Here is a 19,339-nt window from a genome sequence, read left to right as displayed (position 1 = left end):
GGCTGACGAGCGGGGTTCAGTACGCTCGGGTCGGGGCGAGAGAGGGGACAGGGGCGTGCTGGGTTGGCTTGGCGTGACGCTTGGCGTCGCGTTCGGCTCCGCACTGCTCCCGTTGATCAGTGTCGAGGTGTTCGTCGTGGCACTGGTCGCCCGCGAGCCCGGCATCCCGATTCTGCTGATCGCCGCGGTGGTCGCGGTCGGCCAGGTGGCCGGCAAGCTGCTGTACTACCTGGCCGCGCGCGGGGACCTGCACCTGCCGGCGTTCATGCACCGCAAGCACGCCGACGAGAAGCCGCCGTCCGCGCGCCGCGAGCGCTGGCGGGCCAGGACGAAACGACTGCGCGCCAAGGTCGAGGCACTGACCGAGCGCTGCCACCGCCACCCGGGCTGGATGGTCGGGACCTACGGGGTGAGCGCGGTGGTCGGCCTGCCGCCGTACATGGCGACCGTGGTGCTGGCCGGGCTGGTGCGGATGTCGCTGGCGGCGTTCCTGTCCGCCGGATTGATCGGCCGGTTCGTCCGGTTCACCGTGCTGGCGGCGTCACCGGCGCTGCTGACCGGCTGGTGGCTTCACTAGATGAGTAACCGCACGTCCCTGCTCCCCTAGGAACGTCGCCGGACCGCGACCGCCGCGACCCCGGCGAGCAGGATGGCGAAGCCGATCAGGATCGCGGCCTCGGTCCACTGGAAGCGCCAGTACCAGTCCTGCGGCAGGATCTTGAGCGCGGTGATCTCGCCGGTGGCGTCCCGGACCATCTCCACTACCCGCCCACCGGGGTCCTGACCTCCGCTGCCCACGGTGACGAGTTGCGGTTCGGCGTAGAGGTCGCGAACGTTGGTGACGCCGATCATGAGTCCCACGGTCACCGCGATGGTGACGGCGATGGCGGGGAGCGTCTTGCGGACGAGCGCACCGGCGGCGGTGCCGAGCACGAAACCGAGGAGCCACCACGCACCGGGCGCGACGCCGGTCATCGCGAACAGGGCGGGATTGTCGAACCTGTTGGTAAAAGAGGTATCCCCGCGATTGGTGGGAAAGACTTCCAGCCAGCGCTGCATCATCGCACCGAACGCGAGGCCAGCGAGCGTGGCGAGAACGGCGAGGAACCCCAGTTTCGTGCCGAGCCAGCGGAACCGCGAGACCGACTGGGTCCAGGCGAGTTTCGTGGTGCCGCGCTCGTATTCGTTCGCGAGCAGCGGGGCGCCCCAGAATACGCCGATCGCGACCGGAACCACCTGCAACCAAGACAAGTAGGTGTACAGGTCACGAAAGTGCGCCGCCGGGTCCCGGCTGCTCGCCGCGGAACTTCCGTTGACCAGCAACAGGGTTCCCACCACGATCAGGGCGGCGACGGTCACCAGTAGCTGCATCCGGTGCTGGCGGTAGGTGAGCCAGAGCATGGTTTCCTTCCCCTTACGCCGTGGCCAGCGTCGGACGCGGCAAACTCGCGGAATCGGGTCGCCGGAGATAGGCGAGCACCATTTGCTCGAGGCTCACCGGCCGCTCGCTCCACTGTGGACTCAACGGGACCGGCTCAGTGCGGGCGAACAGCGTCGCCTGCCTTCCGGACCGGGTGTCCTCGACGATCGGCACGCGCCGGCTGACGGAATCCGCCTCCTCGGCCGGACCGGTCAGGATCCGGTGTCCGGCAACGAGTTCGTCGATGTCACCGCTCACCTGGACCCTGCCGCCATTGAGCACGATCAGCCAGTCACAGGTGTTCTCCAGATCGGAAACCACGTGGGAGGAAAGAAGAACCGTCATCCCGGTTTCCGCGACCGCCTCCATCAGCCCACGCATGACTTCGTGCCGGGCCAGCGGATCGAGGTTGGCCAGCGGTTCGTCGAGCACCAGCAGATCCGGCCGTTTCGCGAGCGCCAGGGTCAGCGCGACCTGCGCCCGCTGGCCCCCGGAAAGCTTGCCCACCTTGTGTTTCAGCGGTAGTTGAAGTGAGTCGATCCGTTTCAGTGCGAATTCGTCGTCCCAGCCCGGATTGAGCCGCTTACCGAACTTGAGCATCTCGGCGATGGTGAATCCGGTGTACAAGGGCTTGTCCTGCGCCAAGAACGCGGTCGCCCCCTTGATCGAGACCGAACCGAGCGTCGCGTCGAGCAGCCCGACGGCCAGGTGCAGGAAGGTCGTCTTGCCCGCACCGTTGGGTCCGACGAGTGCGACGACACGCCCCGTCGGAATGGACAGCGAGCAGTCCCGCAATGCCCACGTGCGGCGATACCTCTTGCCGAGACCCGTTGCCTCGACGATGGCCGATTCAGTCATGCCGTTCGCTCCCCTCGAAAGGAATCGACCACCACGGAGGCGAACAACGCTTCGACATCCTCTTGGTCGAGCCCGGATTTCCTCGCGTCCCGCACCCAGCCGCCCAGGCTCTTGCGCAACCGCGCATGCTCGGTGAACGACGCACCACCAAGCGTCTTCTTGACGAACGTGCCGAGTCCCGGCTTGCCCTCGACAAGGCCCTCGCGCTCCAGTTCGCGATACGCCTTGAGGACGGTGTTCGGATTGATCGCCAGTTCGGCGACCACCTCCTTCGCCGTCGGCAACCGATCCCCCGGTTCGAGCAACCCCAGACGAAGGGCGTGTTTGACCTGTTGGACGAGCTGGACGTACGTCGCGACGCCTGACCCCTTGTCCAGGTGGAAGGTGACCACGTGCAACACCCTTTCACTAATGAACTAGTGAAAGGGTGAAGGGCGGAAGGCCGGTTGTCAAGCGTCGTACTGTCGAACCCGTCACCGAGGAGGACTCTGATGCGCAGCGTGACTTATTCGATGACCGTCTCACTGGACGGCTACATCGTGGGGCCGGACGGCGGTTTCGACTGGGGGGCGCCGGAAGAGGAGGTCTTTCGCCTCGCCACCGACGAGGTGCGAGGGGCCGGCGTCCACCTGTTGGGCCGGCGGCTGTACGAGACGATGCTGTACTGGGAGACCGCCGACCAGAATCCATCGCTCGACTACTCGACGGTCGAGTTCGCCGCGATCTGGAAGGCGCTCCCGAAGGTGGTGTTCTCCACCACGCTGTCGGCGGTGCGGGGCAATGCCCGTCTGGCCTCCGGTGGCCTGGCGGAGGAGATCGAGCGGTTGCGGGCCGAGCCGGGGGAAGGCGACATCGCGATCGGCGGCGCGACTCTCGCCGCCGAGGCGGCCGCGTCGGGTCTGATCGACGAGTACCGGGCGAGGGTCTACCCGTTGCTGGTCGGCGGCGGCATTCCGTTCTTTCCCCAGCACGAGCGCCGGGTGGATCTCGACCTCGTCGAGAGCCGCGCGGTCACCTCACGAGTCGTCTATCTCCGCTACCGCGTGGCGCGCTAGTCCTTGGCCGAGTTGGCGGGCTCGTCGGGCTCGGCGTCGGACTTCTGGCCGAACTTGTTCCACACCTTGTTGGCCGTGCCGGAGATCGCGTCGCCGACCTCGCCGAGGATCTTGGCCAACGGGTCGGTGGAGGACGACCAGGAGTCCTTGTACGACTTGGCGGCCGAGCGCACGTCCTCCGACCAGGTGTTGTGCGGCTCGTCGTCGGTGCGCCTCGGGTAGTCGCCGGCGAGGATCGAGCGGTACTCCTCGGAGGCGGCCCACTTCTGCAGTTGGGCGGCGCGGACGACGGCCAGCGGGTGGCTCATGGCGGAGACGTACTTGAGCTTCAAGATGCTGTCGCGGATGTCCTCGACCGACTCGTACTCGTTGGCCTGCTGCAGGAACGACGGAATGTCCACATCGGACGGTGAGAGCCCGCCGGCGAGCAGCATGTGCACGCGCAGCGCGGCGGCCGGGTCCTGGCCGCACAGCAGGCCGGCGCGGTCGCAGGAGAGTTCGGCCTTGCGGAACCACTCCATGAGCGCGGCGATGATCGCGCGCAGGCCCCAGTAGCCGGCCGGCATCCAGGCCATGCCCTGTTGCAGGTTCAGCAGGCGGATGAGCATCGTGCGGTACACGGCGTGGCCGGACAGCACGTGGCCCATCTCGTGCCCGATGGCGAACCGCAGGCCCTCGGTGTCGAGCGAGTCGACCAGGCCGGTGGTGAGAACGATGAACGGCTCGTCCAGGCCGATCGTCATGGCGCTGAACGCGGGGTCGCGCGCGACGAAGAGCTGCGGAGGTGTGTCGAGGTCGAGCGTCTCGGTGCACTCGTTGCGCAGCCGGTGCAGGGTCGGGTACTGCTTCTCCCCCACCCTGATCGCCGAGGCCAGCGCCATGAGCCGCTCCCCGCGCTCGGTGAACGCGCCGGAGACCGCCTTGAGGACGGCGGCGAACCCGGGCACAGTGCGCAGCGTGGCGAGCGCGCCCCGATCGGCCGGGTGCTCGTAGGCACGCGGGCTGATCCCGGGGAACCGCACCCGGCTCGTGGACTCGTCGACCGTGGTGGAGTTGTTCGTGTCGTCGCTCACGACGCCACACTACGGGTGTCGGGCGTGTGGGTATGGCGTTTCGGTGAATCGACGGCGATGGGCTCGGCCCGTACGGCGACTGTGCTGCCGAGTGGGCTGGTCGTGATCACCAGGTCGGGTTCGGGTTGTTCGACGTGCAAGCCGGGGCGCTCCTTGCACAGGTTGTGCCGTTCGCAGCGCGGGTTCAGATTGCAGACACACGTGTGAGTGCACCGCGGATGCCACAGCCGCACACTTTCGACCATCGTGGCCGGTGGATAACGTTTCCGGCCGACATCGGTCACCATTCCCGACACCGGATCGGCGAGCAGTCTTCGCCAGGTCGATTTCGAATCAGCAGCCAACTCGCGACACACCTGCGCCGGCAGCGAATCCACCCCGAACAACTGGCCCGGCTTGTCGTCCACACCCAACAACGTCGTGTGCGGCACGGTCACCCACACAATCGTCTTAACGTGTGACTGATTCTCTCCACAAAAGTGATCCATGGCCGTGTCGAACCGCAACTGATCCAACGTGCGCGTGTCACCCGCTCTTCAACCTCGCCGGCATGCTCCACACTCAACGGCTTGGTCACCTCATACATCGCACGAGCCTTGCCCAGTCCAACTCACCCCGCTCCAACGCATCCACCGTCTTCGGCACGCGGTCGACCATGCCTTCGGCGATCGAAAACTGGTTCTCCGCTCCTCGGACGCATTCTCCGTCTTCCGCCGCTTCGCGAACCGGTCAAGCAACCGCACCCGAATTGCTTGACGCAGCGCTATTTCCTCCTCCACGAAACTCGACATTTCCAGAAGCATGATTTCTTCCATAACCCAATCTTACCGACACCTTCACGCGAAAACGTCACCCAATAAGGTGACCCACAAAGCAAAAGGCGTGCCCTAATCCCGTTGGCAAGGCGGTCGCCGGAACAGCCGCGCAATGTGTCACACCAAACCGGCGACCGCCGCGGCAGCCAAACGCCAAACCGTGCACAAGAGAACGCCGTGCACCACGAAGAGCCGACCACTAACCTGACAACCATGAGCCTCGATCGCCCAGTCACCCCCGACCCGTACCCCCTGCTCCCGTCCGCCAGCACGTTCACCGTCACCTCGACGGACATCAACGCCGACCAGAAGCTCGACCTGCGCCACGTCCACGGCAGCGCCGGCGGCGACAACGTCTCCCCCCAACTCGCCTGGTCCGACTTCCCCAGCGAGACCAAGAGCTTCGTCGTCACCTGCTTCGACCCCGACGCACCGATCCCGTCCGGCTTCTGGCACTGGGTCGCCGTGAACATCCCGGCCACCACCACCGAACTGCCCGCCGACGCCGGCGCGTCCGACGACTCGCTGCCGGACGGCGCCTTCCACGTGCGCAACGACATGGGCGAGAACAACTACGCCGGTGCCGCCCCGCCGCCCGGTGACCAGAACCACCGGTACTTCTTCGTGGTGCACGCGGTCGACGTCGACCGCCTCGAAGTGGACGGAACCGCCACCCCCGCCGTCGTCGGCTTCAACCTGGCCTTCCACACGCTCGCCCGCGCGATCATCACGCCGACCTACCAGCACTGAGCGGTCAGCACCCGCCGCCGAACGTTCGGTCGGGCCGCCCGGTCCCCGGGTCCAGGGTGATGCGGACCGATCCCCGCCCGGGCGGCCCGAACTCGGCCAACACGGTGTTCGCCCCGCTCCACTCGACGCGACTCGGCGGGGCGTCGATGTCGCTGTTCACACAACCGATCGCCCACTCCCGGGAAGCGAGCCCAGCGTTGGTGCGCACCCGGTACTCGTAGACGATGTCCGGCGCGAACGTCGCCGAACGGGACAGGAAGACCAGCGCCATCCGTCCGTCCGGTGAGCCCACCCGGCGCGACTCCGACGGCTCATCCCTGAGCGAGTTCATCATCCCGGCGAAGACGCCGAACGCCGCCGCCACAACGAGAATCGCCACCGTGGCGAACCAGCGAACCGGTCGCCGCGAAACGCCGAACCAGCACGCCGCCGCACCCGCCATCAGGCCGGCGACCATGAACAGCCACCCGGCCGGCAACGCGTCCACGGCCACGTGATGACCGGGATTGAACTGCCGGTACACCCCAGCCGCGACCAACAGCCCGGCACCGACGACCAGCCCGATCACGAGCCCTCGCCTCGATCGCGTGTCCACGCCAGAGATGACGCCCGCCTTACGGCCGAGGTTCCCCCGGAATGCCACTGACCGCCGTCAGGTTTGATGGACACGTGCGCCACTTCGATCTCGTCATCATCGGCACCGGCTCGGGCAACTCCATCGTGGACAAGCGCTTCGCGGACTGGAACGTCGCGATCGTGGAGAAAGGAACGTTCGGCGGCACCTGCCTGAACGTCGGCTGCATCCCGACCAAGATGTTCGTGCACACGGCGGATCTCGCCGCGGTGCCGGCCAACGCGGCCAAGTTCGGCGTGGACGCCGAGCTGACCGGCGTGCGCTGGACCGACGTCCGCGATCGCATCTTCGGCCGCATCGACCCGATCGCGAACAGCGGCCGCGAGTACCGAACCTCCCACCCCGACAACGAGAACGTGACCGTCTACACGGGACAGTCACGGTTCGTCGGACCGAAGACGCTGGACACCGGAACCGGCGAGACGATCACCGCTGACCGGTTCGTGCTCGCCGCCGGCAGCCGCCCGATCACCCCCGACGTGCCAGGCCTCAACGAGATCGACTTCCACACCAGTGACACGGTCATGCGCCTCGAGGAGCTGCCGCGCACGATGATCATCCTCGGCGGCGGGTTCGTCGCTGCGGAGCTGGCGCACGTGTTCTCCTCGTTCGGCGTGGACGTCACGGTCATCGCCCGATCCGGCGCGCTGCTGCGACACGAGGACGCCGACGTGTCCGCACGGTTCACCGAGCTGGCGTCCCAGCGGTGGGACGTGCGGCTGAACCGCCTGGCCGTCCGCGCGGAGCGCACCGGCGACGGCGTGACCCTGCACCTGGACAACGGAGAAACCGTTGCGGCACAAGAGCTTCTGGTCGCCACCGGCCGCCGCCCGAACACTGATCTGCTGAACCTCGCAGCAACCGGCGTCGAGCTGGACGACGACGGCTACGTGATCGTCGACGAGCACCAGAAGTCCACTGTGGACGGTGTGTACTCGTTGGGCGACATGTCCTCGCACCACCAACTCAAGCACGTCGCGAACCACGAGGCACGCGTCGTCCAGCACAACCTGCTGCACCCCGACGAACCCATCGCCGCCGACCACCGATTCGTGCCACACGCCGTGTTCTCGTCGCCGCAGATCGCCTCCGTCGGGCTGACCGAAGAGCAAGCGCGCGATGTGCCGCACGTGGTGTCCACACAGGACTATGCCGGCATCGCGTACGGCTGGGCGATGGAGGACACCACCGGATTCGCCAAGCTGATCGCCGACCCGTCGACCGGATTGCTGCTCGGCGCGCACATCATCGGCCCGCAGGCGTCCACCCTGATCCAGCCGGTGATCCAGGCGATGAGCTTCGGACTGGACGCGCGGACCATGGCGCGCGGGCAGTACTGGATTCACCCGGCGATGCCCGAGTTGATCGAGAACGCGCTGCTGAACCTGCCGCTCGGCTGACTGTTTTGTCCGTTCGACAGGATCGATGATCTCGCGTTACATGGAAATCGTGCGCGTACTCTTCGTGACCTCCCCCGGCCTCGGCCATGTGTTCCCGACGATCTCCCTGGCACACGCGCTGCGTGCCGCCGGCCACGAGGTGCTCGTGGCGACCGCCGGTGGCAAGGACGCCGCGAACGCCGGCCTGCCCGTCGTGGATTCCGCGCCGGGCGTGGACATCAGCGCGGTGTTCGAGCAGGCGGCCAGCGAGCAGCCCGAGGAGTTCGACTTCAGCACCAACATCGACACCGAGAAGGGACTGGCCTTCATCGGCGCGATCTTCGCCAGGGTGTCTGGTATATCCGTGGACGTGACCGTGTCGGCGGCCGAATCGTGGCGGCCGGACGTGGTGGTGCACTCACCGCTGCAGGGCGCCGGCCCGCTGGTCGCCGCGAAGCTCGGCGTGCCCGCCGTGACGCACGGCATCGGGTTCGCCGACGAGGCGGCGGCGACCGAGGCGATCTTCGAGAAGATGGTCGACGAGCGTGAGCGGCACGGTGTGACCGCGTTGCCCGAGGTGCGCGAGTCGATCGACGTCGCGCCGCCGAGCATGGTCGACCGGCCGGTGCGCGGCTGGCCGATGCGATACGTGCCGTACAACGGCGGTGGCGTGCTGCCCGAGTGGGTGCTCGAACGGCCCGCGCGCCCTCGCGTCGCGGTGACACTCGGCACGGTGCTGACACAGTTCGGCGCGCTCACGTCGTTGACCAAACTCGTTGACGTGGCACGGAATCTGGACGCCGAGTTTGTCCTCGCACTCGGTGACGCCGACCCGTCGCCGCTGGGAGAACTGCCGGACAACGTGCGGGCGGCCGGGTGGGTGCCGCTGTCCGCGCTGCTGCCGACAAGTTCCGCGCTGGTGCACCACGGCGGTGCCGGCTCGACGCTGACCGCGATCGCCGCCGGAGTGCCACAGCTTGTGTTGCCGCACGGTGCGGACCAGTACCTGAACGCTGACGTAGTGGCCCGGCGCGGCCTCGGTCTGCGTTCGGAACCGGATCAGGTGGACGCCGAACTGATCAACCGCCTGCTCACCGATACTGGGCTTTCTTCGGCCGCCTCCGAGGTAGCCGAAGAGATCATCGGCCTGCCCACACCGGCTGATCTGGTGCCGAAGATCACCGGCCTGGTCTGACGTTGCCAGGGGTGCAAACAATGGCGTGCACTAATCCCTTTGGCTGAGTTTGGCGCGTGGCAGGTGGATTATCGGCGTGACGCCCGTACGTTCGTCCGTATGGCGAAGAAGCGGGCGTACGCCTGTTATCGAGAACTTGGCGCGGAACTCCGGAAGCGGCGGATCGCTGCCCAATTGAGCATGAGCCAACTCGGGTACAGCCTTGGCTGGTCGACGACCAAGGTCTCCCGGGTCGAGTCGGGCCACATCGGGCTGCCCACCACGGAGGTGTTGCACTATCTGGGGCCCTGCGAGGTCCTCCTGCCCCAGGCGCTGGACCTGCTCGACCTGTGCCGCACGGCGGAACGGAAGCTCGGCTACTGGCTCAGCCCACACGGCGAGTGGATCAACAACCAGCTCCACTCACTGATCTTCCACGAATCGACCGCAAACGAGTCGGTGACGTATGAATCACTGCTGGTGCCGGGTCTCCTCCAAACACCCGAGTACGCCAGAGTACGAATTTCACGCGAGAAGACGCTCACACAAGCGACCGTCGAGCAATATGTGCAGGTACGTCTTCGACGTCAGGAGATTCTGCATCGACCGAAACCCGCACGATTCGAGTTCTACATCCACGAGCAGGCACTGCGGCTGCCGGTAGGCGACGCGACTGTCAGGCACGAACAGGCCCTGCACCTCGCTCTCCTCTCGACCCTGCCGCACATCACGATCCGAGTGGTTCCGACCCAGGCAGGCGAGCGGTCGGCGTTCGGCGGGTCGTTCGCGGTGTACGGCTTCGACCGCCACACCCCCTTGGTGTACCTGGACAATCACATCACCGGGATGTTCCTGGAGAAACCTGGCTTGGTACAGCCCTATCAGACGCTGGTGCCAGAGATTGCCGATGTCGCACTGGATGCGAAAGACTCTAGGGAGTTCGTCGCCACCCTGGCCGACGAGTACGACCTAGGGAGCAGCCAGTCCAATGACCAGCACGTCGTGGCGGAAGAGCAGCTATAGCGACGCTGGTGGCAGTAGCTGCGTCGAGGTGGCACTCGACGCTCACGCGGCTGCGGTGCGGGACTCCAAGAACACCGCCGGTCCGATTTTGACCTTCGGCGGCGGCGCGTGGCGCGCCTTGCTTGCGGCGCAAGGGGAATCAGCCAACCAGGTGTAGGACGCGTCCGAGGACGCAGGCCGCCGGTGGATCGAGGTCGAGCATTTCGGTTCGAAGGTGCTCGACTCCGGCTTCGGTGAGCAGCGCCGCCAGTTCCTCGGCGACCTCCGCCGAGGTGGCCGCGGTCGCACCGGGACGGCGTGGCTGGGTTACCAGAGCGATGCGCCCACCGGGCCGCAGCAGCCGGGTGAGTTCACGCAGCCGAGCGGTCGGCTCGGGCCACATGCCGACGGTGTTGACCGCGAGTGCGGCGTCGAACGGCCCGTCGTCGACGGCCAGGCTCTCGACCGGTCCGTGAATCAGGCGTACCCGTCCAGCTTTGATCGCGGCCCGGTTGCGGCGGCTGGCCTGGCGAATCATGACCCGCGAGTGGTCGACGCCGACCACCAATCCTCGGGTCGCTCGGGTGGCGAGCGCGGCGATGGCCACGCCCGGACCACAACCGAGTTCGATCACCCGATCGTTCGGCTGGACGTCCAGAAGCCTTACCACCCAACGGTTGCGCGCCACGTTCGAGGAGCGCCGGCTCATGATCCACCCGGCGACGCGCCCGCCGACTCCGGTCGGCTTGTAGAACTGTGCCAGCCCTCCGCGAGGGCCCCACCATCGGATGACGCGATCCAGTACCCGCTCCTTGATCTCCATGAGGCGAGCAAAGCACTTCGAGTAGACTCGAAGTCAATGAGCGACGCGCCGAGGTTGTTGGCTATCGGCGAGCTGTCCGAACGGACCGGCGTGCCGGCGACCACCCTGCGGTATTACGACGAACTTGGACTGGTGCGGCCCGCTGCCCGGGCGGCGGGACGACGGCGTTACGCCGAGTCCGCAGTGAGAGACGTCGGCTTGATCGTGTTCTTCCGCGAGATCGGGTTCACCTTGGCCGAGATCGAGCATTTCATCGCGGGCGAGCGGCAATCCCGACGCGCGATGATCGATCACAAATTGGCCGAGTTGGCCGAACAGCAGCACCGTATCGAGGTGGCCCGTAGCGCACTCGAACACGGTCGGCGATGCCCCGCCACGGACCACCTGGAATGCCCCCGATTCTGGTCGATCATCGAAGGGCGACAGCGCGGCCTCTCGGTGGACGAAAGCCACGCGCGAGCGCATGACTAGGCACCGGGTGGGAGCGCCGGCAAGCCGGACGGCGGGCCGGAGTCGATCAGCCGCCGCACGGCGTCTGTGTCCAGGTGATCGGCCACGAGGTCGCCGAGCAGGTCGAGCTGCGCCGCGCGGGCGGCCGCGAAACTGACATTCGGCGCGGCGATGAAGCCGTCACGGCCGGCGTGTTTCGCCGCCCACGCGAGGAACGCGCGCCGGAGTCCGTCGTTCTCCAGCAGACCGTGCCAGTGGGTGCCGGCGACCGCACCGTCCAGCGCACCCTCGGGCTCGCCGCCGTCCAGGGTGATCAGCGGCGCGAGACCGTCAGCGCGCCGGGACACCCGCGCGTGGTGGATCTCGTACCCGTCGACCCGCTCCCCCATCGCCACACCGGTCGGACGGCTCAGCGTCTTCTCCGCATGAAAGGTCACCTCGACGTCGAGCAGGCCCAACCCTGGCACCTCGCCGGCCCGCGCCCGCGACTCCACCGTGTCGTGAATCAGCGCACCGAGCATCTGGTACCCGCCGCAGATCCCGAGCACCGGCCGGCCGGCGCGTGCGTGGGCCAGCACCGCGTCCGCCAAACCGTTGTCCCGCAACCACTGTAGATCGTCCACAGTGGACTTCGAGCCGGGCAACACCACCACATCAGCATCAGTGACGCTGGCCGGATCGGAGACGAATCGCACCGCGACCCCCGGCTCGCAGGCCAGCGCCTCCAGGTCGGTGGCGTTGGACATGCGCGGCAGCCGCACCGCCGCCACCCGCAGCCACTGCTCCCCCACCGCCGGGCGCGGCGCGCCGAGCAACCCGTCCGGCGCGAACGACAGCGCGTCCTCCGCGTCCAGCCACAATTCCTTGCGCCACGGCAGCACGCCGAGCACCTCACGGCCGGTCATCTCGGTCAGACTGCGCAGGCCGGGCTCCAACAACCCGAGGTCACCCCGGAATTTGTTGATCACGAATCCGGCGATCAGCGCCTGATCGGCCGCGTCCAGCAGAGCCAGCGTGCCGTACAGGTGCGCGAACACCCCGCCCCGATCGATGTCACCGACCACGAGCACCGGCAGCTCGGCCGCACGCGCCAGCCCCATGTTGGCGATGTCGTGCGCGCGCAGGTTGATCTCCGCGGGCGAACCGGCGCCCTCGCAGATCACCACGTCGTACTCGGCCCGCAGACCGTCCAATGTGGACATCACGGTGTCCCGGATCTCGGCCTTGCGGTGCGCGAAGTAGCGCGCGTCCGCGTGCCCGATCGCCTTGCCCAGCAACACGATCTGCGATCGGCGGTCCGATCCCGGCTTCAACAGCACCGGGTTGAACCGCACGCTCGGCTCCAGCCCGCAGGCCGCCGCCTGCATCGCCTGTGCCCGGCCGATCTCCCCGCCGTCCGGTGTGACGACCGAGTTGTTGGACATGTTCTGCGCCTTGAACGGCGCCACCTTCACACCCTCACGAGCCAGCCACCGGCACAGGCCGGCGACCACGACGCTCTTGCCGGCGTCCGAGCTGGTGCCGGCGACGAGCAGCGCGCCGCCCATGTGCCACTCCCCTCGTGTCGATCGTGCGGACAGTGACATCATCGCGGTTGTGTCCGCACCCCCGTCTGTGCCACCCGTCACCGTCGTCCTGGTGCACAGCCCGTTCCTCGGGCCGGCCAGCCTTCGCCCGCTGGCCGACGCGCTCGCCGAACGCGGACAGCAGACCGTGATCCTCGACCTGCGTCCGAGCGTCGTCGCGCCGCCGGTGCACCAGACGCTGGTCGGCTCGTTCGCCGACGTCACGGCGGACGCGGCACTGTCCGGCCCGCTGTTGCTGATCGGCCACAGCGGCGCCGGCCCGCTGCTGCCGGCCTTCGCGGACACCTTCGAGGAGGGCGCGGCCGGGCTGATCTTCCTGGACGCCGGCCTGCCGACACCGGGCCGGAGCTGGCGCGACACAGTGCCGGCCGACCTGTACTCGCACCTGCGGTTGGTGTCGCGCGACGGGCAACTCCCCCGCTGGCAGCAGTGGTTCACGCCGGACCCGCTGGTCGAGCTGGTCGCCGACGAGCAGCTGCGCGCGGAGATCGCCGACGAGGCGCCCGAGGTGCCGCTCGCCTTCCTCAAGGAGGCGCGGCCGGACGTCGAATGGGACGGCCCCGCCGGCTACGTCCAGCTCTCCGAGTCCTATGTGGACGATGCGGCCGCGGCGGAAGCACTGGGCTGGCCGGTGCGCCGGCTCGACGCGCACCATCTCGCCACCGCCACCGACCCGAAACCCGTCGCCAACGCGATCGTCGAACTGCTCACCGAGATGTTCACCCCTCCAGCGTCCGTACTTTAGCGGGCTAAAGTACGGACGCACATCACGAGCCACACGTCAAATCCGTTGTCCACAGGCCGTTGACCTGCATCTCCAGTGATTCGCGCACGCGGAAGCCCCTGAAACGCGCGTACTTTAGCCCGCTAAAGTCCCAGCCTCCCGAAAGGTGATGGACGCATGGGTCGCCGGTTGTGCACACGACACCTCGCCACACCGCCACGACGCGAGGCGCATCGCGAACGCGATCATCGGACTGCTCGGCGAGATGTTCCGCTGGCTCAGCCCAGTCGAGTTGAAGCGTCCTCTTCGCCGTAGAACATCTCGGCGATTTCCTGGTCAGCGTCGTCGCAGTCAGGCGAGTACCACACCTTGCCTTCCCAACCGCCGAGCTTCCGCTTGCGATTGGTCTGAGCCTCCGCGTCGTTGCCGTCCTCTTGGTTGTTCACGGCAGGGTGAGGATCTCCGCGCCGTCGTCGGTCACCACGATGGTGTGCTCGAACTGGGCCGTCCACTTCTTGTCCTTCGTGGTGACCGTCCAGTCGTCGTCCCAGATGTCGTAGTCGATCGAGCCGAGGGTGATCATCGGCTCGATCGTGAACGTCATCCCCGGCTCGATCGCCGTGTTCACGGACGGCTCCTCGTAGTGCAGGATGACCAGCCCGCTGTGGAACGACCGCGCGATCCCGTGCCCGGTGAAGTCGCGCACCACGCCGTAGTCGAACCGCTTCGCGTAGGCCTCGATCACCCGGCCGATCACGTTCAGCGCGCGCCCGGGGCGCACCGCGCGGATCGCCCGCTCCGTGGCTTCGCGAGTGCGCTCGACCAGCAGCCGTGCCTCCTCGGACACGTCGCCGGCCAGGAACGTCGCGTTCGTGTCACCGTGCACGCCGCCGATGTACGCGGTCACGTCGATGTTCACGATGTCGCCGTCCTCGATCAGCGTCGAGTCCGGGATGCCGTGGCAGATCACCTCGTTCAGCGAGGTGCAGCACGACTTCGGGAAGTTGCGGTACCCGAGCGTGGACGGGTACGCGCCGTGGTCGCACAGGAACTCGTGCACCACCGCGTCGATCTCGTCGGTCGTGGCACCGGGCTTGACCGCGTCACCGCCGGCCTGCAACGCCTGCGCGGCGATCTTGCCGGCCACCCGCATCGCCTCGATGATCTCCGGCGGCTGCGCCCACGGATCGGTGTTCTTCGCGGGCGCGGGCTTGTCCACGTACTCCGGGCGCACGATGGACGCGGGCACGGCTCGGCGCGGCGTCTGCACGCCAGGGGTCAACGGTGCACGAACGGGCATGCCGTCCACCCTACGACGACGATGTGAACGTCAACCCAGCGCGCCCAGGAACTTCGCCGCCGCGTCGGTCGCCGGCGCCGACGAGCCCGCGTCGGTGACCAGCACGGCGAGCGCCAGGTCACCACGGAATCCGACGAACCAGCCGTGCGAGTGAGTACCGTCACCGAACTGCGCGGTGCCCGTCTTGCCGTGCGCGCCGTCGAACCGGGCCACCGCGCCACCTGTGCCGGACGGGCTGACCACCACGTCGCGCATCATCGACCGCATCGCCTCCAGCACGTGCCCCGGCACCGGCTCGGGTGTCACGTTCGCCGTGGTCGGCGTGCCGCGCAGCAGGGTCGGCTTGGGCATCGCGCCACTCGCCACGGAGGACACCGCGACCGCCATGCCGAACGGCGAGGCGAGCACCTTGCCCTGGCCGAAGCCGTCCTCGGCACGCTCGACCACGTTCGTCGCCGGCGGCACGGATCCGGTGACCGTGGTGATCCCCGGCATCACGAAGTCCACGCCGACGCCGAGCTTGCGCGCGGCCGCGGTGAGCGCGTCCGGTCCGAGCCCTTCGGCGAGCTTGGCGAAGGTGGTGTTGCACGACGCCGCGAACGCCTGACGCAGCGGCACCACACCCAACTCGGCCCGGTTGTTGTTCGGGATGAGGCGGCCGCCGATCGTGGTCGTACCCGGGCACGGCTGCGGCGTGTCCGCCGTGACCGTGCCCGCCTCGAGCGCCGCCACACCTGTGACGATCTTGAACGTGGAGCCCGGCGGGTACCGGCCGGTCAACGCGAGCGCGCCCTGCGCGTCGGCCGCCGGGTTCTGCGCGACCGCCAGCACCTCGCCGCTGGACGGCTGGATCGCGACCAACATCGCGGGCGTCGCGTGCGGGTCGATCGCGCCCTCAGCCGCGGCCTGCACCGAGCGGCTGAGCGTGGCACTCACCGCACGGGCCGGCTCCGGCTGCTGCGCGTGCAGCTCCTCCACCTCGGCCCCCGCCGAGTTGAGCGTCACGACCCGCCAGCCCGACTTGCCGGCAACCTGCTCCTCGACGATCTTGCGAATCCCCGGAAGCAGTTGCGGCGCAAGGGCTCTGTCCGTGGCCAACAGCCGCCTGGCCGCGCTGAACCGCACCCCGGGCAGCTCGTAGATGTGCGGCTTGACCTGCTGGTAGTCGGTGTCACGCAGGCTCACCACCTGGTATGGCTGACCCGGCTTGGCGTTCACACTGTCCACAATGGACTGTTGGGTGATGCTCGGGTCGAACCGCCCGATCGCCGAGGCCAGCGCGCCGGCCACCTTCGGCACGTCGCCCGCCTTGGCCGGATCGAGGACCACCGAGACCACGCGGTCCGGGGACAGCAGCGGGCCGCCGTCACGGTCCAGCACCGGCGCCAGTTCCGGCTCGACGTCGCGCACCGCGATCGTCTGTTGCGCGGCCAGCTTCGGGTGCAACGCGGTCGGCGCCCAGCGCACCTTCCACACGTCGGACACCGTGCGCAGCTCCAACTCCGACGGGTACTGCCAGCGCCGGTTACGGCCGAGGTCCCAGTTCAGCGTGACCTTCGCGCGCGCGGTGCTCGCGCCGTCGGTGTGCTCGACACTGTCCACGTTCGCCGTCAGCGACGCCGGTTTGAGCACCTTGCGCACGTCGTCGAGCAGCGGCCGAGCCGAGTCGGCCGCGTCCGTGTGCCCCGCGGCGGTGGCACTGTCGCCGCCGGCCAGCGCGGCGAGGAACTGCCGCGCCACGTCCTGCGGAGTCGGCTCGTCGTCCCACAGTGAGCACGCGGTGGCCGAAAGGACAAGTGCGACAACGGAAAGCGCGCAGAGCACGCGGCGAGCGACTGACACGCGCCGCAGTATGCCGGGTCGCACCGACGGCCTGTCGGGCTGCTCAGAAAAGCACAGTGGCGTACTGGCCCACCTGGGTGAACCCGATCCGTCGATAGGTGGAGCGCGCCGCCGCGTTGTACGCGTTGACGTACAGGCTCGCCGTGCGTCCCATGCCGTGCACCAGGCGGTCCACCACCGCGGCCGTGCCAGCCCCGCCGAGGCCGCGCCCCCGCCGGTCCGGTCGCACCCACACGCCCTGGATCTGCCCGACCGTCCCGGACAGCGCGCCGATCTCCGCCTTGAACACGACCTCGCCGCCCTCGAACCGGGCGAACGCGCGCCCGCTCGCGATCAGCTCGGCGACCCGCGCGCGGTAGCTCGTGCCGCCGTCGCCGAGGCACGGGTCGACGCCCACCTCCTCGGTGAACATGGCGATCGCCGCCGGCAGATAGCGGTCCAGCTCGTCCGGGCGCACCTGGCGCACGTGCTGGTCGGCCTTCACCCGGGACGTCTTGGTCGCGGCCATCAGCGGCTGGTCCGGCCGCACCTCGCGGGCCGGGCCCCAGTCCATGCGCAGCTCGTCCCACATGCCGATCACCTGATCGGAGGGGCCGACCAGCGAGGAGCACATCCGTCGCCGGCGCAGCGCGCGGTCGGCGAACGAGCGCATCGCGGACTTGCCGCCGCGCAGCGGGATCAGGTTGGGGCCGGCGAAACACAGCGCCTCGAGCCCGCCGCCGCGGATCGGCCGCGCGTCGCGCCCCCACATCTCGCCGCCGAGCCGCCACGGGTCCATGCCGACCGTTTCCACCCGGGAGGCGACCATGCACGACGCGACTGGGTCAGCGGTGAGCACTGTCTTCACCGCCACGAGGTCCCGGTCGTCCAGCAGGCGTGCGCCCGCGAGCCGCAGCACCCCTCCAGCCTGCCAGATGAACCCCGCACTACGAACACGCGACCCACCGGTCACGCCTGGTGAAGCGCGCGGGTGACCCGAACGAGTGCCACGGCGGCGATCGTCCCCACGAGCACCAGGACGGCGGTCACCGCGGTGGTGATCATGATCGCCTGACCGGAGGCGCGCGGATCGCCCGGTTCGGTGATCGACAGGAACAGCGTGCCCAGGATCGCGACCCCGAGCACCTGGCCGAGTTGCAGCGTCGTGGTCAGCACGCCGCTGGCGTCGGCCGCCTTCGCCGCCGGCACCCCGACCAGCGCGCTGGTCAGCATCGGGCTGAACGCGACGCCGAGCGCCACACCCCAGCCGAGCAGGCCGGCGAACAGGAGCACACCGCCGGATGTGCCGTCCAGCATGGCCAGTCCGACCACGAGGTAGGTCGCCGCGGCGGCGACGAACCCGACCGGTGTCAGCAGGTGGTGCCAGCGTGCGGGCAGCCGGTTCCAGAAGAACCCGCACAGCCCGAACGTCACGCCTCCGGCCGCGAAGGTCAGCCCGGCGCGCAGCGGCGAGTAGTCCAGCCCGCTCTGCAGGTGCAGCGCAAACGCGAACAGGAAGCCGCCGTAGGCGATCAACGCGAGCAGCAGCGCCACCATGCCGACGGCGACGCCAGGCGCGCGCAGCACCGAGGGGTCCAGCAGCGGATCACCGCCGCGTGCCGCCGTGCGCACCTGCACCCGGACGAAGACGACGGTCAGCACGATCCCGACGGCGAGTACCGGCCAGGTCCACGCCGGCCAGTCCTGCTCGTGCCCGAGGACCAGCGGCATCACGACGGCGAAGACGGCGGGCACCGCGAGCGTCAGCCCGACGAGGTCCAGCTTGCGGGTGCCGCGCGGGCCGTCCGCGGGGACCAGTCGCATCGCGGCGACCGCGACGATCAGCCCGATCGGCACGTTCACCAGGAACACCGGCCGCCAGCCGGTTCCGAACAGGTCGGCGTCCACGAGCACGCCGCCGAGCACCATGCCGGAGACGCCGCCCAGCGAGATCACCGCCGCGTACGCGGACAGCGCCCTGGCCCGCGCCGCGCCGTCGAACCGGACCTGGATCACGCTCATGATCTGCGGCATCACCAGCGCGGCGCCGGCACCCTGGACGAACCGGGCCACGATCAGCGTGACCACGTCCGGCGCGAGCCCGCACACCAGTGAGCTGGCGGTGAACAGCAGCACGCCGAGTACGTACATCCGCCGCCTGCCGTAGATGTCACCCAGCCGCGCGCCGGTGATCAGCAGCATGGCGTAGCTGACCGTGTAGCCGGCGACGACGAGCTGCAGGGCCGAGCCGGACGCGTTCAGGTCGGAGCGCATCGACGGCATGGCGACGTTCACGATCGTCACGTCGAGCAGTGCCATGAACTGACCGATCAGCAACACGGTCAGCATCAGCCAGCGGGTGTTCTCCTTGCGCGGCAAGGGTTTCGCGGTCAGGGTATCGAGTGTCACGGCGGCAAGCCTGCCGCCAGCCGGGCCGGACAACCGAGAGCCGGTTGATCCTGGTACTGACAGCAC

At 68.4% G+C, this 19,339-nt stretch carries 22 protein-coding genes; 9 read left to right on the top strand and 13 right to left on the bottom strand.

The window, feature by feature from the left end; all coding sequences use genetic code 11:
- The first annotated feature begins 55 nt into the window (after nt 1-55).
- On the top strand, nt 56-577 hold the full coding sequence (locus tag EV193_RS22435; RefSeq protein ID WP_130346191.1) for a hypothetical protein: 522 nt from the start codon (nt 56-58) through the stop codon (nt 575-577).
- A 26-nt stretch (nt 578-603) separates the two neighbouring features.
- Here EV193_RS22435 and EV193_RS22430 read toward each other — a convergent pair whose 3' ends face one another.
- From EV193_RS22430 to EV193_RS22420, 3 genes are read right to left on the bottom strand one after another with little or no spacing between them, the layout of a single operon-like run.
- Complete coding sequence (locus EV193_RS22430; RefSeq protein ID WP_130346190.1) at nt 604-1,401, bottom strand: ABC transporter permease; 798 nt, start codon at nt 1,399-1,401, stop codon at nt 604-606.
- 13 nt (nt 1,402-1,414) lie between these two features.
- Complete coding sequence (locus EV193_RS22425) at nt 1,415-2,278, bottom strand: ABC transporter ATP-binding protein (RefSeq protein WP_130346189.1); 864 nt, start codon at nt 2,276-2,278, stop codon at nt 1,415-1,417.
- Complete coding sequence (locus EV193_RS22420; RefSeq protein WP_130346188.1) at nt 2,275-2,670, bottom strand: GntR family transcriptional regulator; 396 nt, start codon at nt 2,668-2,670, stop codon at nt 2,275-2,277. Before EV193_RS22420 ends, EV193_RS22425 begins: the two co-directional genes overlap by 4 nt.
- Before the next feature lie 99 nt (nt 2,671-2,769).
- Between EV193_RS22420 and EV193_RS22415 the strand changes: the two genes are divergently transcribed.
- On the top strand, nt 2,770-3,333 hold the full coding sequence (locus EV193_RS22415) for a dihydrofolate reductase family protein (protein WP_130346187.1): 564 nt from the start codon (nt 2,770-2,772) through the stop codon (nt 3,331-3,333).
- On the opposite strand, the gene EV193_RS22410 is transcribed toward EV193_RS22415, so the two are convergent.
- Together EV193_RS22410 and EV193_RS22405 are read right to left on the bottom strand one after the other, a co-directional pair.
- Nucleotides 3,330-4,406: a M48 family metallopeptidase gene (locus EV193_RS22410; RefSeq protein WP_242613579.1), complete on the bottom strand. Its 1,077-nt coding sequence runs from the start codon at nt 4,404-4,406 to the stop codon at nt 3,330-3,332. The two genes, EV193_RS22415 and EV193_RS22410, sit on opposite strands and share 4 nt — an antisense overlap.
- The gene (locus EV193_RS22405; RefSeq protein ID WP_130346186.1) at nt 4,403-4,843 is read right to left on the bottom strand and encodes a hypothetical protein; all 441 of its coding nucleotides are present in this window, start codon (nt 4,841-4,843) and stop codon (nt 4,403-4,405) included. Before EV193_RS22405 ends, EV193_RS22410 begins: the two co-directional genes overlap by 4 nt.
- Before the next feature lie 591 nt (nt 4,844-5,434).
- Between EV193_RS22405 and EV193_RS22400 the strand changes: the two genes are divergently transcribed.
- Nucleotides 5,435-5,971 carry a YbhB/YbcL family Raf kinase inhibitor-like protein gene (locus tag EV193_RS22400; RefSeq protein WP_130346185.1) on the top strand — a complete coding sequence of 179 codons (537 nt, stop codon included), beginning with the start codon at nt 5,435-5,437 and terminating at the stop codon, nt 5,969-5,971.
- 4 nt (nt 5,972-5,975) lie between these two features.
- Here the strand turns inward: EV193_RS22400 and EV193_RS22395 are convergent, their stop codons facing one another.
- Complete coding sequence (locus EV193_RS22395) at nt 5,976-6,566, bottom strand: hypothetical protein (RefSeq protein ID WP_130346184.1); 591 nt, start codon at nt 6,564-6,566, stop codon at nt 5,976-5,978.
- Between the two features lie 74 nt (nt 6,567-6,640).
- Between EV193_RS22395 and EV193_RS22390 the strand changes: the two genes are divergently transcribed.
- From EV193_RS22390 to EV193_RS22375, 4 genes are all read left to right on the top strand, one after another.
- On the top strand, nt 6,641-8,005 hold the full coding sequence (locus EV193_RS22390) for a mycothione reductase (protein ID WP_130346183.1): 1,365 nt from the start codon (nt 6,641-6,643) through the stop codon (nt 8,003-8,005).
- A gap of 49 nt (nt 8,006-8,054) precedes the next feature.
- Nucleotides 8,055-9,179 carry a nucleotide disphospho-sugar-binding domain-containing protein gene (locus EV193_RS22385; protein WP_165401465.1) on the top strand — a complete coding sequence of 375 codons (1,125 nt, stop codon included), beginning with the start codon at nt 8,055-8,057 and terminating at the stop codon, nt 9,177-9,179.
- 99 nt (nt 9,180-9,278) lie between these two features.
- The gene (locus tag EV193_RS22380) at nt 9,279-10,181 is read left to right on the top strand and encodes a helix-turn-helix domain-containing protein (RefSeq protein ID WP_130346181.1); all 903 of its coding nucleotides are present in this window, start codon (nt 9,279-9,281) and stop codon (nt 10,179-10,181) included.
- On the top strand, nt 10,147-10,338 hold the full coding sequence (locus EV193_RS22375) for a DUF397 domain-containing protein (protein WP_130346180.1): 192 nt from the start codon (nt 10,147-10,149) through the stop codon (nt 10,336-10,338). The genes EV193_RS22380 and EV193_RS22375 overlap by 35 nt, the downstream gene beginning before the upstream one ends.
- Here the strand turns inward: EV193_RS22375 and EV193_RS22370 are convergent.
- A complete protein-coding gene (locus EV193_RS22370; RefSeq protein ID WP_130346179.1) occupies nt 10,321-10,983 on the bottom strand; it encodes a class I SAM-dependent methyltransferase in 663 nt (220 codons plus the stop codon). The two genes, EV193_RS22375 and EV193_RS22370, sit on opposite strands and share 18 nt — an antisense overlap.
- A gap of 36 nt (nt 10,984-11,019) precedes the next feature.
- Between EV193_RS22370 and EV193_RS22365 the strand changes: the two genes are divergently transcribed.
- Entirely contained in the window at nt 11,020-11,454 is a 435-nt protein-coding gene (locus tag EV193_RS22365) for a MerR family transcriptional regulator (RefSeq protein WP_130346178.1), read from the top strand.
- Here EV193_RS22365 and EV193_RS22360 read toward each other — a convergent pair.
- On the bottom strand, nt 11,451-12,980 hold the full coding sequence (locus tag EV193_RS22360) for a cobyric acid synthase (protein ID WP_130346177.1): 1,530 nt from the start codon (nt 12,978-12,980) through the stop codon (nt 11,451-11,453). The genes EV193_RS22365 and EV193_RS22360 overlap by 4 nt on opposite strands.
- Nucleotides 12,981-13,071: 91 nt before the next feature.
- Here EV193_RS22360 and EV193_RS22355 point away from each other — a divergent pair, with 91 nt between their 5' ends.
- Nucleotides 13,072-13,764 carry an alpha/beta fold hydrolase gene (locus tag EV193_RS22355; RefSeq protein WP_242613578.1) on the top strand — a complete coding sequence of 231 codons (693 nt, stop codon included), beginning with the start codon at nt 13,072-13,074 and terminating at the stop codon, nt 13,762-13,764.
- Nucleotides 13,765-14,021: 257 nt separating this feature from the next.
- Here EV193_RS22355 and EV193_RS33465 read toward each other — a convergent pair whose 3' ends face one another.
- Genes EV193_RS33465 through EV193_RS22335 form a run of 5 tightly spaced genes read right to left on the bottom strand, consistent with a single transcriptional unit; the run spans nt 14,022 to nt 19,273 of the window.
- Complete coding sequence (locus tag EV193_RS33465; protein ID WP_165401464.1) at nt 14,022-14,189, bottom strand: hypothetical protein; 168 nt, start codon at nt 14,187-14,189, stop codon at nt 14,022-14,024.
- Nucleotides 14,186-15,043, bottom strand: coding sequence for a type I methionyl aminopeptidase (gene map, locus EV193_RS22350; protein ID WP_130346176.1), 858 nt, complete (start codon nt 15,041-15,043; stop codon nt 14,186-14,188). The genes EV193_RS33465 and map overlap by 4 nt, the downstream gene beginning before the upstream one ends.
- A gap of 30 nt (nt 15,044-15,073) precedes the next feature.
- Nucleotides 15,074-16,885 (bottom strand): penicillin-binding transpeptidase domain-containing protein, encoded by a 1,812-nt coding sequence (locus EV193_RS22345; RefSeq protein WP_130346175.1) that lies wholly within the window; start codon nt 16,883-16,885, stop codon nt 15,074-15,076.
- Nucleotides 16,886-16,928: 43 nt separating this feature from the next.
- Nucleotides 16,929-17,783, bottom strand: a complete 855-nt coding sequence (locus tag EV193_RS22340; RefSeq protein ID WP_130346174.1) for a GNAT family N-acetyltransferase — start codon at nt 17,781-17,783, stop codon at nt 16,929-16,931.
- Between the two features lie 50 nt (nt 17,784-17,833).
- A complete protein-coding gene (locus EV193_RS22335; protein WP_242613577.1) occupies nt 17,834-19,273 on the bottom strand; it encodes an MFS transporter in 1,440 nt (479 codons plus the stop codon).
- Nucleotides 19,274-19,339 lie beyond the last annotated feature (66 nt).

Source organism: Herbihabitans rhizosphaerae (genome assembly GCF_004216555.1).
GTDB classification, from domain to species: Bacteria; Actinomycetota; Actinomycetes; order Mycobacteriales; family Pseudonocardiaceae; genus Herbihabitans; species Herbihabitans rhizosphaerae.
The sequence above is the reverse complement of the archived record's forward strand: the minus strand, read 5'-3'. Positions and strand labels throughout refer to the sequence as shown.